Raw genomic sequence first — 11,885 nt, 5'->3', positions numbered from 1 at the left:
GGGGACAGGCTCTCGCGGGGTGAGGGCCGGATCGGGAGGGGGGTGGGGGCCCGCCGGGAAGGGGGCCGGTGGGGGGAAACGTGGGGGTGGCTTGACCGTTGGGGACCCCGGGGGTTGGCATCGGGGGTGGCAGGCTCGCGTGCATGCGCGCTCGGGGGATCTCGCTGATAGGCGTCCTGCTGGTCGTCGTGTCCGGTTGCGCCGAGGGGCGGGCCGGGGCGCCGCGTCCCGTCGCGCAGGGGGTGGTGGCCCAGCAGGTCCCCCGGGTGGTGGTGGCCGAGGGGGCGTTGCCGGCGCGGGAGCGGGAGCGGCTGGATCGGGCGCTGGGCCGGTACGTGGCGGGCCGGCCGGGCCGGGTGGCGGTGGCGGTGTTCGACCGGACGGCGAACGTGCGGTACGCGTTCCGGGACCGGGAGCCGTTCATGCTGGCCAGCGTGGCGAAGGTGGACATTCTGCTGGCGTTGCTGCTGCGGCGGCAGCGTGAGCGTCGCGGGCTCGACGCGTACGAGCGGACGCTGGCCTCGCGCATGATCCGCTACAGCGACAACGACTGCGCGCACGAGCTGTATCTGACGATCGGCGGGCGGCGGGGCCTGGCCCGGATGCTGCACGCGCAGGGAGTGCGGCACACGACGCCGGGGGCGGGCCTGTACTGGGGGGCGACGTTGAGCCGGGCGTCGGATCAGGTGCGGGTGCTGGAGCGGCTGACCGATCCGGTGGGGCCGGTGTCGGCGGCGAACCGGCGGTACGCGCTGGGGCTGATGTCGTCGGTGGAGCCGTCGCAGGCGTGGGGGGTGAGCGCGGCGGGCAAGCGGGTGGCGTTGAAGAACGGCTGGCTGCCCGCCGACGCGCACGACGGCCTGTGGACGGTCAACAGCGTGGGGCGGCTCGTGGTGCACGGGCACGAGGTGCTGGTGGCCGTGCTGTCGGAGCGCAGCCCCACGATGGAGACGGGGGTGGCGACGGTGGAGCATGTCGCCGAGCTGGCCGTGGGGGCGGTCACGGCGTCGGCGCTGTGACCGTGGGGGCTACCCGCAGCAGCCGCCTCCGCAGCAGCCGCCGCCTCCGCCGGTGGGGCGGGGGGTGGCGGCGGAGCCGGTCATGGCGACGGTGGACAGCAGCTTGACCGTGTCGGCGTGGCCGTCGGGGCAGGTGGCCGGGTCGTCGGCGGCCGACATGGGGCGGGACAGCTCGAACGTGGAGCCGCAGGCGCGGCAGCGGTAGTCGTATCGCGGCATGCCACCAGGTTAAGCCTGGAAGGTCACCTGGGCGTAGTCGGAGACGGGTTGGAAGCCGATCGAGCGGTAGATCGCGTTGCTGGTGGGGTTGGCCAGGTCGGTGAACAGGACGACCTGGTCGCAGCGTTCGGCGAGGCCGGTGCGGCTGGCGAAGGCGGTGACGGCGGCGCCGTACCCTCGTCTGCGCCGGGACGGCGGGGTGTAGACGGGGCCGATGCGGCAGACGCCGCCGGCGGCGGGTGAGAGCGCGGCGAGCGAGACGGGGGCGCCGTCGTCCTCCCAGAGGAACAGTTCGCGGGCGGCGAGCCGCCGGGCGGTGTGGGTGACGAGGTCCTCGCCGGCGTTGAGCCGCACCTCGGCGAAGAACGCCTGGGTCCAGGCGATGAGGACGGGCAGGTCGGCGCCGGTGGCGAGGCGGCCGGCGCCGGGCACGCCGGGGGTGGTGAGGGCGCCGAGCCGGTAGAGGCGTTCGGCGAGCACGTCGCCGGTGCGGCCGAGGGCACGGGCGACGGCCTGGGTGAGTTCGAGGGGGCCGACGACTTCGGGGATGTCGCCGCCGAGCGCCTCGACCAGCGGGGGGACGGCTTCGGCGGGCATGAGGCCGAGGCAGACAGGCCGGGGCGGGGTGCGGAAGGCCGCACCCCGCACCTGCCCGCCGTCGGTCCACCAGCCGAAGCGGGCGCCGTCGGCGGGCATGCCCTGCCTCAGGTCGGCGAGCACGGTGAGGAGCACCGTGTTGCCGACCGGGTCGGTCAGCAGGAACGGCTCGGCCTCGCGGGCGTAGGCCTCGACGTCGGTCGTGATGGTCCACATGCGTGCATGGTGCCAGGGAGCAGGGCAAGGCGTCAGTGCGCCGTCAGTGCAGGCCGTCAGGGCGGGGCGAGGGCACGCAGGGGGCTCATGCCGCCGCTTCCAGGTAGGGCGCCCATTGGGGGTCGCCGACGAGCGAGGCGCCGATGAGCCTCCAGTGGGCGCCCCGTGGCACCGCCGGGGCGACGCGGAGCGTCCACCCCAGCTCCTCCAGGAACTTGTCGGCCTTGCGGTGGTTGCACTGCGAGCACGAGGCGACGCAGTTCTCCCACGAGTGGGGTCCTCCCCTGGACCTGGGGATGACGTGGTCGATGGTCTCGGCCCGCTGCCCGCAGTAGGCGCAGCGGTAGTCGTCGCGCCGCATGAGGGCGGCCCTGGTCAGCGGGATCCGGGACCGGTAGGGGATGCGGACGTATCGTCTGAGCCTGATCACCGAGGGCACGTCGAGCGTGCAGGTCGCGGAGCGCAGCACGGCGCCGCGGCCGTCGCGGTGCACGACGTCGGCTTTCTCCCGCAGCACGAGCACGATGGCGCGGTGCAGCGAGAGCGTGGTCAGGGGCTCGTAGGTGGCGTTCAGCAGCAGAACCTGGCGCATCATCGGGCCTCTCCCCGCTGCGCGCGAACCAGAGGAGACATGCCGTGGCATGTCCCGGCTATTCGCCCCTCCTGGGGCTTGGACGTTACCGTCACGTGGACCTCCGCCGGACGGTCCAGCGGATGGACACCACGGCACCGTCCTGTCAGCAGTCTGGCGTTTCCCGCGTGGTCCCCGCCACCCCTTAACCTCCAGCCGGAATGACCAGAGGGACGCACGGTACGTTTTATGCCCGCATCACCTGGGCTTTACGCCATCCCCGGAGCGTTCGCCGTTGCCGTAGGGTTCGAGCATGACGCGAGAGCCCTATCCAGCCGCCCCCCGCGAGGAGACCGTCGATCTGGTCCACGGCACGCCGGTGCCCGACCCGTACCGCTGGCTGGAGGATCCGGACAGCCCGGAGACGGAGAGATGGCTGCTCGCGCAGGCTGAGCTGTTCAAGCGGGAGGCGGAGCCGCAGCGGTTCAAGGAGCGCATCGGGGAGCTGCTGCGCTCGGGGTCGGTGGGCACGCCGGCGTGGCGGGGCGAGCGCCGTTTCTTCAGCCGCCGCACGCCGGACCAGGAGCACGCCGTCTACTACGTGGCCGACGGCGACGGCGCGGAGCGGGCGCTGGTCGACCCGATGGCGCTGGACCCGACGGGGCTGACGACGCTCGACACGGTGCAGCCCGACAAGGAGGGCCGCCTGCTGGCCTACCAGATCTCGGTGGGCGGCACCGAGGAGTCGGTCCTGTACGTGCTGGACGTGGCGACGGGCGAGCGCGTCGAGGGGCCGATCGACCGGTGCCGCTATTCGCCGGTGGCGTGGCTGCCGGGCGGCGAGGCCTACTACTACGTGCGCCGGCTGCCCGCCACGGAGGTGCCGGAGAACGAGCGGCAGTTCCACCGGCGCGTCTACCTGCACCGGGTGGGCACGTCCACCGAGGACGACGTGCTGATCTTCGGCGACGGCATGAAGATGACCAACTACTACGGCGTCTCGGTGTCGCGTGACGGCCGCTGGCTGCAGGTGTCGGCCAGCGAGGGCACGGCCCCGCGCAACGACCTGTGGGTGGCCGACCTGACGCTCTCGCCGCCGGAGCGGCCGGAGCTGCGCGTGGTCCAGGAGGGCGTCGACGCGCAGACGGGGCTGGTGTTCGGCCGCGACGGCCGGCTGTACGTGCACACCGACCGTGACGCGCCGCGTGCCCGGGTGTGCGTCGCCGACCCGGCCGAGCCGGGGTTCGAGGGCTGGCGTGACCTGATCCCGCAGGACCCGGAGGCGGTGCTGGCGGACTTCGCGATCCTCGACGACCTGGAGCGCCCGGTCATGCTGGTGAGCTGGACGCGCCACGCGATCAGCGAGATCGCCGTGCACGACCTGGAGACGGGCGAGCGGCTGGGCGAGGTGCCGACGCCGGGCCTGGGCACGATCGGCGGCCTGGCCGAGCGGCCGGAGGGCGGCCACGAGGCGTGGTTCGGCTACACCGACAACACCACGCCGCCGTCGATCCAGCGCTACGACGCCCGCACGGGCGAGACGACGCTGTGGGCGGCCTCGCCGGGCGCGGTCGAGGTGCCGCCGGTCCGCACCGAGCAGGTGGTCTACCGGTCGCAGGACGGCACCGACGTGCGCATGCTGGTGATCTCGCCGGTGTCCGGCTCGGGTCCGCGCCCGACCATCCTGTACGGCTACGGCGGCTTCGGGCTGTCGATGACGCCTGGTTACTCGGCTTCGATCCTGGCCTGGGTGGAGGCGGGCGGCGTCTACGCCATCGCCCAGTTGCGCGGCGGCGGCGAGGAGGGCGAGGACTGGCACCGGGCGGGCATGCTCGGCAACAAGCAGAACGTGTTCGACGACTTCCACGCGGCGGCCGAGCACCTGATCGCGACCGGGGTGACCACGGCCGACCGGCTCGGCATCTCGGGCGGCTCCAACGGCGGCCTGCTGGTGGGGGCCGCGCTGACGCAGCGTCCTGAGCTGTACGCGGCGGCCGTCTGCTCGGCGCCGCTGCTCGACATGGTGCGGTACGAGCGCTTCGGCCTCGGCGCGACGTGGAACGTGGAGTACGGGTCCGCCGAGGACCCCGAGCAGTTCCGCTGGCTGCTGGCCTACTCGCCCTACCATCACGTCGTGGAGTCGGTGAACTATCCGGCGACGCTGTTCACGGTCTTCCAGTCCGACACGCGTGTGCATCCCCTTCACGCGTGGAAGATGTGCGCGGCGTTGCAGCACGCGTCCACGGGTGACCGGCCGATCCTGCTGCGCAACGAGACCGAGGTGGGTCACGGCGCCCGCTCGATCAGCCGCAGCGTCGACCTGTCGGCCGACACGCTCACGTTCCTGGCCAAGCACCTGCGCCTCTAGCCGGGACGCCCAGGCCCGCTACCGTCCCTGACGGGCGGGCTGCCTGGGGAAGTAGTGGCGCAGCACCGGGTGCCACGGGTTGGCGGTGACGCCGTGCAGCGCCGCCACGCCCAGGCAGTACTTGCTGACGCTGACCGGCCGCACGCCCAGGCGGCGCAGGATGCGGTCGGCCGCCGCGTCGCCGCCCGCCGACTTCGACTCCAGCAGCACCCGGTCGTGGCGGGTGGCCAGGGCGCGCCGCCCGTCGCCGCAGACCAGGCCGGTGTCGCAGGTGAGCCGGGCCGAGCCGGAGCGGTCGACCAGCGTCACCCGGCGGTAGTCGGTGGACAGCACCGGCCCGAGCGACTCCGGCCTGGCCAGCCGCAGCCCGCCCGCCAGCGTGTCGGCGACGTAGTCGAGCGCCTCCTGGGTGAGCGCGTCGGACGGGCCCGAGTCGTACGGGATGCGGTGCTTGTCGGTGCTGCCCGAGGCGCCCTTGAGCTTGACCTCCAGCCACCGGCCGCCGCCGTCCAGGTACGTGCGCGTACGGATCTTGTAGCGGAGACGGCGGTCCTGCCGGTGCTGGCGGTAGGTGAGCAGGTCGGGGGTGTCGAAGTAGGTCGAGGTGTAGCGGAACTGGCGCCGCCCGCCGATCCGCAGCACCGCGAACCGGTCGCCGAGCTCGGCCGCGAGCCGGGCCATCGTGGCGGCGCTCACCAGATACTTGCGGTCCACCCGGGACATCAGCCGGGAGGTCGCCAGGACCTCCTCCAGCGTGACCGGCGGCAGCCCCGCGGCCACCCCGGCGAGCACGATCCCCGCGTCCGTCATCGCCACGCCCCCGCCTTCGTCTCGCGCGGCTGCGGCACCTGGTAGCGCACGTCGACCACGGACACGTCCCTCACGTAGTCCACCTGGGTGACGGAGCACTGCAGCACCTGGGCGCCGAGCCGGCTCTCCAGGTCGGCGCGGAGCAGGGCCGGGTCGGAGTGCACGACGTCCAGCGTCACCACCTGGTGGCGGGTGCGGCCCAGCAGCCTGGGGTGGTCGGCCACGTACATGACGGTCAGCAGCACCACGTCCAGGAAGAGCGCGGTCAGCGGCCAGGTCGCGGCGATGGCGTTCACCAGGCCGAGCGCGATCGCCACGAAGTAGTAGGCGATCTCCTCCTGGGTGATCTCGTCCGAGCGGAGCCGGATGATCGCCAGCACGCCGAACAGGCCGAACCCGACCGCCAGGTCCACCCGCTGCACGAGCAGCAGGGACACCACGGCGAAGATGCCGACGTTCAGCGCCACGTAGGCGAACAGCAGGTCGCGCCGGTGATGCCGGCGGAAGTACAGGCCGTAGGCGAGCGTGATGATCGCCGCCAGGTCCATCGCGAACCCGAGAATCGTGGTCGCCCGCAAGGTGTGCCTCCGTCTTTCTGAGCTGTCGGTGAACAGCCTGGCGAGCGGCGGTGAAGCGTCAGTGAGGCGATGGTGAGGGTGTTCTCATGCGCGTGCCGCCGGGGGGCTGCCCCGGCGGCACGGCGGATGTCTAGGACGCGAAGACGATCACGTTGTCGCGGTAGCTGCGGCGCTCGCGGTCGAACGCGCCGCCGCAGGTGATCAGGCGGAGCTCGGCGCCCTTGCCCGGTCCGTACACCTTCGCGTCGGGGATGCGGTTCTTCGGGTAGCGGGCCTGGCCGGTGACCGTGAACGTCACCGTGGTGCCGTCGGCCCGGTCGACGTGCACACGCGCGCCCCGCCTGAGCTCGCGCAGCCGGTAGAAGACGGCGGGGCCGGTGCGGGAGTCGACGTGGCCGGCGATCACGGCCACGCCCTTCTCCCCCGGCTCGGGCCCGGCCCGGTGCCAGCCCGCCCGGTCGAACCGCTCGGGCGCCATCAGCCGGCCCTTGGCGTCGAGGCGCAGCGGGACGACCGGGGTGGTGACGCCGATGGCCGGGATGCGTAACCGGACCGGGTTCGCCGCGTCCGCCACGGCGACCACCGGACCGGCCTGTGGGAGTGTCGTGCCCGCCGCACCGGCCGGCGAGGCGGCGGCCGTCACGGCGATGACGCCCGCGGCGAGTGCGGCCCGCGTCCCTCGCGCCGCCACCTCAGCTCCCGCCCAGCTTCCGGGACGCCAGGTACGCGCCGCCCAGCAGGAGGCTGATGCCGCCCAGGGCCAGCACGACGGTCATGACGTCGGAGCCGTCGGCGCTCTGCGCGGACACGGGCTGCTGGTCGATCGACCAGGTGGCGTCGCCCTCGACGGCCGCCGTGCCTCCCTGCCCGGTCTCGACCCCGCCGCGCGGCCGGTCGTCGTCATCGTCGTCGCCGTCGTCGTCAGCGCCGTCGTCGGCGGAGACGTACGCGGTGCTCGTGGCGAGCGCGTGGGGAGCGGCGAGCGACATGCCCGCGATGCCCAGCCCGGACACGATCGCGATGGCGAGCATCAGCCGCCGTAGTGCCAGTACCATCGGTGCCTCCTGTGGAGCCGTTCCTGTGGACGTCTCCACCTTCCGGCGCGCCGGTTGGCCCACCGTGAGCACCACATGAGAGACCTGTCACGAAGCCCGCAGCCGGTAGCCGGTGCCCCGGACGGTCTCGATCCGGTCGGCGCCGATCTTGCGCCGCAGGTAGCGCACGTACACGTCGACCACGTTCGAGCCGGGGTCGAAGTCGAACCCCCACACGTGGCTCAGCAGCTGCTCGCGCGTCAGCACCTGGTCGGGGTGGCGGCAGAACACCTCCGCGAGCGCGAACTCGCGCGTGGACAGGTCCACCGACCGCTCCCCCACGTACGCCCGCCGGGTCCGCAGGTCGAGCGCCAGGTCGGAGACGCGCAACACGGTCACCTCGGGCGCCCGGTCGGCGCGCAGCCGCAGCCGGACCCGCGCCAGCAGCTCCTCGAACGCGAACGGCTTGGCGATGTAGTCGTCGGCCCCGCCCTCCAGCCCGGCGACGGTGTCGGTGACGCTGTCGCGGGCGGTCAGGATGATGACGGGGATGGCGACCTTGGCCTCGCGCAGCCGCCGCAGCACGGTGAACCCGTCGCTGAGCGGCAGCCCGATGTCGAGGATGAGCAGGTCGAACGCGCCGCTGCTGGCGACGTCGTAGGCCGCTACGCCGTCCTCGACGACGGCGGTGACGAAACCGTTGCCGCGCAGCCCCTTCTCCAGGAAGGAGGCGATCCTGGCCTCGTCCTCGGCGATCAGAATGCGATTCACAGCATCTCCCGGAGCGGAATGGTCATGACGAAACACGCCCCGCCGCCGGGGGCGTCCACCACTTCGACGGTGCCTCCGTGCGCCTCGGCGATGGTGGTGACGATGGCCAGGCCGAGCCCGGCGCCGTCGTGCCCGCCGGTGCGGCCGGAGCCGCGCATGAACCGGCGGAAGATGCGCTCGCGGTCGGCGGGCGGCACGCCGGGCCCGCTGTCGCGCACCCACAGCTCCACCGAGGAGCCGCGCACGGCCGAGCCGACGGCGATGAGGTCGCCGTCGCCGGTGTGGCGGACGGCGTTGGCGACGAGCTGCATCAGGGCCTGGGTGAGCCGCTGCCGGTCGGCGGGCATGCGGGCCTCGGCCACCTCGTCGACGCGCCAGCGCCGCTCGCCGAGCGCGCGGGCCTTGGCGACGACGCTGACGGTGAGGTCGGCCAGCTCGACCTCGTCGATGTCGAGGAAGCCGGGCTGTTCGGCCTTGGCGAGGGTGAGCAGGTCGTCGACCATGCGGTTCATGCGGTCGAGCTCGTCGGTGACCAGGGCGAGCGTCTCGGCCCGGTCGGCCGGGTCGTCGCCCATGAGCTCCAGGTGGCCGCGGATGACGGTGATCGGGGTGCGCAGCTCGTGCCCGGCGTCGTCGACGAAGTGGCGCTGCACGGCGAACGCCTGCTCCAGCCGGTCGAGCATGTGGTTGAAGGTCGCGGCGAGCGCGGCCACGTCGTCGTTGCCGGGCACGTCGAGCCGCCGGGTCAGGTCGGAGGAGTCGCTGATCTGCTCGGCGGTCTGGCGCACCAGCCGGACGGGGGCGAGCACCCGGCCGGCGACGAACCAGCCGGCGGTGCCGGCCAGCGCGAGCGCGCCCAGCGCGGTCAGCGACAGCACCCGGATGGCGTCCATGGTGTCGTCGCGGTGCTGGTCGTAGAAGAGCGCGATGACGAAGTGGCCCTGGCGCGGATCGCCGGCCACGGTGACGGGGATGACCGCGTACCAGACGGCGCCCGCGGCGCTCTCCCACCTGCCGTCGACCGGCTCCGTCGCGGTGGCCAGCTTGGCGACGAGCGCGGCGTCGTTGTCGAGCGGGGCGGGCGGGGTGACGCCGCTGACCTTGTCGGGGGCGCCGTCGACGATGCTGAAGAACGTCTCCCACCGGTCGGGCGGGTTGTAGGCGAGGTAGCCGGACATCAGCTTGGCCACGTCGTCGACCGGCCGCCCGGTCTGCGGGTCGAGCGCGGTGACGGCGTAGCGGCGCAGCTTCTCGGCCTCGTTGCTGAGCTCGGACTCCATCCGGCCGTCGAGCCGGTTGAGCAGGATGGTCCAGGTGGCGAAGATGGAGACGAACAGGGCCAGGCCGACGACCGCGAGCATCCAGCCCACGATCCGGCCCCTGGCGGTCACGCGCATGCCGGAGCCTGATCAGTCGTCGTCATCGCCGCCGTCGTCATCGTCATCGTCGTCGCCCCCTGGTCTGGGTGACGGCGGTCTGACCGGTTCGGCCTTGGTCTTGCGCTTGGACGGCGAGGCCGCCGGCTCGGGCGTTCCGGCGGGGGTCCCCTCCGGCGTGGCCTCCGGGGTGGCCTCCCGGGTGGCCTCCGGCGTGCTTTCCGGCGTGGTTTCCGGGGCCGGCTCCGGCGCCGCGGTCCGCTCTGGGGTGGCGGCGCCCTCCGAGCCGGCGCTGCGTGACACGACGACGGGACCGCCCAGCTCCGGCCCGCTGCCCGCGGCCAGCGTGAACCCGTACACCATGAACCCGGCCAGGACCACGCCGGCCACGATCATGACCAGGGGTGCTCGACGTTTCATGGCACCGAGCATGCCGTCTTCCGAGGAGACGAGTCTGAGGCTCTGATGAGAAAACTCTCATCAGCCGGGCAGCGTCTCCCCTCCGATCGGCGCCAGGATCTCGCCGGTGTAGTACGAGGAGAGCCGTTCGGCGGCGAAGAAGACGTACGAGGGCGCGATCTCGTCGGGGTCGGCCGCCCGTTTCATCGGCACCTGCTTGCCGAACTCGTCGACCTTCTCCGGCGGGAACGTGGCGGGGATGAGCGGGGTCCAGACCGGGCCGGGAGCCACGGCGTTGACCCGGATGCCGCGTTCGACCAGGTTCTGGGCCATCGAGTAGGTGAAGGCGTTGATCGCTCCCTTCGTGGCGGCGTAGTCGATGAGCGTCTTGTTGCCGCGCAGCCCGTTGATGGAGGAGGTGTTGATGATGGCGGCGCCCTCGCGCAGGTGCGGCAGGGCGGCCTTGGTCACCCGGTAGTAGCTGTGGATGTTGACGGCGAACGTGTGCTCCCACTGCTCGTCGGTCAGCTCGTCGAGCGAGTCGACCGGGGCCTGGTAGGCGACGTTGTTGACGACGATGTCCAGGCCGCCGAGCTCGGAGACGGCCCGTTCGACGGCTTGCAGGCAGTTGTCGCGGTCGGCGAGGTCGCCGGGGATCAGCACGCAGCGCCGGCCGGCCTCCTCGACGAGCTTCCTGGTGTGGTTGGCGTCCTCGTGCTCGCTCAGGTAGGCGATGGCCACGTCGGCGCCCTCCTTGGCGAAGGCGACGCAGACCGCCCGGCCGATGCCGGAGTCGCCCCCGGTCACCAGCGCGCGCTTGCCGTCGAGCAGGCCGCGGCCGGTGTAGCCGCGCATCTCGTCGCGCGGCTCGGGCGCCATCTGCCCGGTGTGTCCGGGGTAGGGCTGGTCCTGGGCCGGCGGCGTGGAATTCGGTTGTTCTGGCATGCCGTCGCCGTGCCCCCTCCGGCGGCCGGTTAACGTCAGCGGGGGAAGACGACGGTCTTGTGTCCGTCAAGAAGAACCCGCTGCTCGGCGTGCCATTTCACGGCTCTGGCCAGGGCCGTGCACTCGACGTCGCGGCCGATGGCGGCCAGGTCCTCGGGCGAGTGGCTGTGGTTGACCCTGGCCACCTCCTGCTCGATGATCGGCCCCTCGTCGAGGTCGGAGGTGACGTAGTGGGCGGTGGCGCCGATGAGCTTGACGCCGCGCCCGTGGGCCTGGTGGTAGGGCCTGGCGCCCTTGAACGACGGCAGGAACGAGTGGTGGATGTTGATCGCCCGCCCGGCGAGCTTGGCGCACAGGTCCTCCGACAGCACCTGCATGTAGCGGGCCAGCACGACCAGGTCGATCCGGTAGTGCTCGACCAGCGCCAGCACCTCGGCCTCCTGCCTGGGCTTGGTGTCGGGGGTGACGGGCAGGTGGTGGTAGTCGATGCCGTGCGACTGGGTGAGCGGGCGCAGGTCGGGGTGGTTGGAGACGACGGCGGCGATCTCGACGTCGAGGCTGCCGGAGCGCACCCGGTAGAGCAGGTCGTTGAGACAGTGGTCGAACTTGCTGACCATGATGAGCACGCGCGGCCTGGTGGCCGTGTCGCGGAGCTGGATCTCCATGCCGAACTCCGGCGCCAGCGCGGCGAACGCGGCGCGCACCTCGTCGCCGGGCAGCGTGGCGGTGAACTGCACGCGCATGAAGAAGCGCGCCTGCTCCCGGTCGCCGAACTGCTGGCTCTCGGTGATGTTGCAGCCGTGCCGCGCCAGAAGGCCGGCGACGGCGGCCACCACCCCGGGGCGGTCCGGGCAGGACAGCGTGAGGACGTATTCGGCAGCGTTCATGGTGGTCAGAGCCTACCGGCCGGGCGGGTGCGCTGATCCACCCGATCTTGGGTAGGTATCAGGACATTACGGACGTTTCTTGCCAGGGGGTGTGT

At 72.4% G+C, this 11,885-nt stretch carries 14 protein-coding genes; 2 read left to right on the top strand and 12 right to left on the bottom strand.

Features of this window, described 5'->3' with window-relative positions; all coding sequences use genetic code 11:
* Nucleotides 1-143: 143 nt before the first annotated feature.
* The gene (locus KME80_RS11485) at nt 144-1,019 is read left to right on the top strand and encodes a serine hydrolase (RefSeq protein ID WP_219504040.1); all 876 of its coding nucleotides are present in this window, start codon (nt 144-146) and stop codon (nt 1,017-1,019) included.
* Nucleotides 1,020-1,028: 9 nt separating this feature from the next.
* Here the strand turns inward: KME80_RS11485 and KME80_RS11480 are convergent, their stop codons facing one another.
* The 3 genes from KME80_RS11480 to KME80_RS11470 all read right to left on the bottom strand — a co-directional run bounded on the left by KME80_RS11480 (nt 1,029) and on the right by KME80_RS11470 (nt 2,643).
* Nucleotides 1,029-1,238 (bottom strand): FmdB family zinc ribbon protein, encoded by a 210-nt coding sequence (locus KME80_RS11480; RefSeq protein WP_219504038.1) that lies wholly within the window; start codon nt 1,236-1,238, stop codon nt 1,029-1,031.
* 9 nt (nt 1,239-1,247) lie between these two features.
* On the bottom strand, nt 1,248-2,051 hold the full coding sequence (locus KME80_RS11475; RefSeq protein WP_219504035.1) for a GNAT family N-acetyltransferase: 804 nt from the start codon (nt 2,049-2,051) through the stop codon (nt 1,248-1,250).
* An 85-nt stretch (nt 2,052-2,136) separates the two neighbouring features.
* Nucleotides 2,137-2,643: an HNH endonuclease gene (locus tag KME80_RS11470; RefSeq protein WP_219504114.1), complete on the bottom strand. Its 507-nt coding sequence runs from the start codon at nt 2,641-2,643 to the stop codon at nt 2,137-2,139.
* Nucleotides 2,644-2,935: 292 nt separating this feature from the next.
* Between KME80_RS11470 and KME80_RS11465 the strand changes: the two genes are divergently transcribed.
* Entirely contained in the window at nt 2,936-4,990 is a 2,055-nt protein-coding gene (locus tag KME80_RS11465; RefSeq protein WP_219504032.1) for a prolyl oligopeptidase family serine peptidase, read from the top strand.
* An 18-nt stretch (nt 4,991-5,008) separates the two neighbouring features.
* Here KME80_RS11465 and KME80_RS11460 read toward each other — a convergent pair whose 3' ends face one another.
* The 9 genes from KME80_RS11460 to purU form a co-directional block, all read right to left on the bottom strand.
* Nucleotides 5,009-5,800 (bottom strand): polyphosphate polymerase domain-containing protein, encoded by a 792-nt coding sequence (locus tag KME80_RS11460; RefSeq protein WP_219504111.1) that lies wholly within the window; start codon nt 5,798-5,800, stop codon nt 5,009-5,011.
* A complete protein-coding gene (locus KME80_RS11455; RefSeq protein WP_219504108.1) occupies nt 5,797-6,348 on the bottom strand; it encodes a DUF4956 domain-containing protein in 552 nt (183 codons plus the stop codon). Before KME80_RS11455 ends, KME80_RS11460 begins: the two co-directional genes overlap by 4 nt.
* A gap of 160 nt (nt 6,349-6,508) precedes the next feature.
* Entirely contained in the window at nt 6,509-7,069 is a 561-nt protein-coding gene (locus KME80_RS11450; protein ID WP_219504029.1) for a class F sortase, read from the bottom strand.
* Nucleotide 7,070: 1 nt separating this feature from the next.
* Complete coding sequence (locus KME80_RS11445) at nt 7,071-7,433, bottom strand: hypothetical protein (RefSeq protein ID WP_219504026.1); 363 nt, start codon at nt 7,431-7,433, stop codon at nt 7,071-7,073.
* Nucleotides 7,434-7,520: 87 nt separating this feature from the next.
* On the bottom strand, nt 7,521-8,183 hold the full coding sequence (locus KME80_RS11440; RefSeq protein ID WP_219504024.1) for a response regulator transcription factor: 663 nt from the start codon (nt 8,181-8,183) through the stop codon (nt 7,521-7,523).
* Nucleotides 8,180-9,580: a sensor histidine kinase gene (locus tag KME80_RS11435; RefSeq protein WP_219504021.1), complete on the bottom strand. Its 1,401-nt coding sequence runs from the start codon at nt 9,578-9,580 to the stop codon at nt 8,180-8,182. Before KME80_RS11435 ends, KME80_RS11440 begins: the two co-directional genes overlap by 4 nt.
* Before the next feature lie 12 nt (nt 9,581-9,592).
* Nucleotides 9,593-9,979: a hypothetical protein gene (locus KME80_RS11430; RefSeq protein ID WP_219504019.1), complete on the bottom strand. Its 387-nt coding sequence runs from the start codon at nt 9,977-9,979 to the stop codon at nt 9,593-9,595.
* Nucleotides 9,980-10,039: 60 nt separating this feature from the next.
* A complete protein-coding gene (locus KME80_RS11425; RefSeq protein ID WP_219504016.1) occupies nt 10,040-10,903 on the bottom strand; it encodes an SDR family oxidoreductase in 864 nt (287 codons plus the stop codon).
* A gap of 35 nt (nt 10,904-10,938) precedes the next feature.
* The gene (purU, locus tag KME80_RS11420; protein ID WP_219504014.1) at nt 10,939-11,790 is read right to left on the bottom strand and encodes a formyltetrahydrofolate deformylase; all 852 of its coding nucleotides are present in this window, start codon (nt 11,788-11,790) and stop codon (nt 10,939-10,941) included.
* Between the last annotated feature and the right edge of the window lie 95 nt (nt 11,791-11,885).

It is taken from the genome of Nonomuraea ceibae, from assembly GCF_019396325.1.
Classification (GTDB): domain Bacteria; phylum Actinomycetota; class Actinomycetes; order Streptosporangiales; family Streptosporangiaceae; genus Nonomuraea; species Nonomuraea ceibae.
This window is presented reverse-complemented; position numbering and strand designations above follow the sequence as displayed.

Bases quoted from the DNA above. Each gene is read 5' to 3' on its own strand.
- KME80_RS11455 (WP_219504108.1), bottom strand. From the start codon at position 6,348: ATGGACCTGGCGGCGATCATCACGCTCGCCTACGGCCTGTACTTCCGC.
- KME80_RS11460 (WP_219504111.1), bottom strand. From the start codon at position 5,800: ATGACGGACGCGGGGATCGTGCTCGCCGGGGTGGCCGCGGGGCTGCCG.
- KME80_RS11470 (WP_219504114.1), bottom strand. From the start codon at position 2,643: ATGCGCCAGGTTCTGCTGCTGAACGCCACCTACGAGCCCCTGACCACG.
- purU (WP_219504014.1), bottom strand. From the start codon at position 11,790: ATGAACGCTGCCGAATACGTCCTCACGCTGTCCTGCCCGGACCGCCCC.
- KME80_RS11475 (WP_219504035.1), bottom strand. From the start codon at position 2,051: ATGTGGACCATCACGACCGACGTCGAGGCCTACGCCCGCGAGGCCGAG.
- KME80_RS11425 (WP_219504016.1), bottom strand. From the start codon at position 10,903: ATGCCAGAACAACCGAATTCCACGCCGCCGGCCCAGGACCAGCCCTAC.
- KME80_RS11465 (WP_219504032.1), top strand. From the start codon at position 2,936: ATGACGCGAGAGCCCTATCCAGCCGCCCCCCGCGAGGAGACCGTCGAT.
- KME80_RS11485 (WP_219504040.1), top strand. From the start codon at position 144: ATGCGCGCTCGGGGGATCTCGCTGATAGGCGTCCTGCTGGTCGTCGTG.
- KME80_RS11445 (WP_219504026.1), bottom strand. From the start codon at position 7,433: ATGGTACTGGCACTACGGCGGCTGATGCTCGCCATCGCGATCGTGTCC.
- KME80_RS11480 (WP_219504038.1), bottom strand. From the start codon at position 1,238: ATGCCGCGATACGACTACCGCTGCCGCGCCTGCGGCTCCACGTTCGAG.
- KME80_RS11435 (WP_219504021.1), bottom strand. From the start codon at position 9,580: ATGCGCGTGACCGCCAGGGGCCGGATCGTGGGCTGGATGCTCGCGGTC.
- KME80_RS11430 (WP_219504019.1), bottom strand. From the start codon at position 9,979: ATGAAACGTCGAGCACCCCTGGTCATGATCGTGGCCGGCGTGGTCCTG.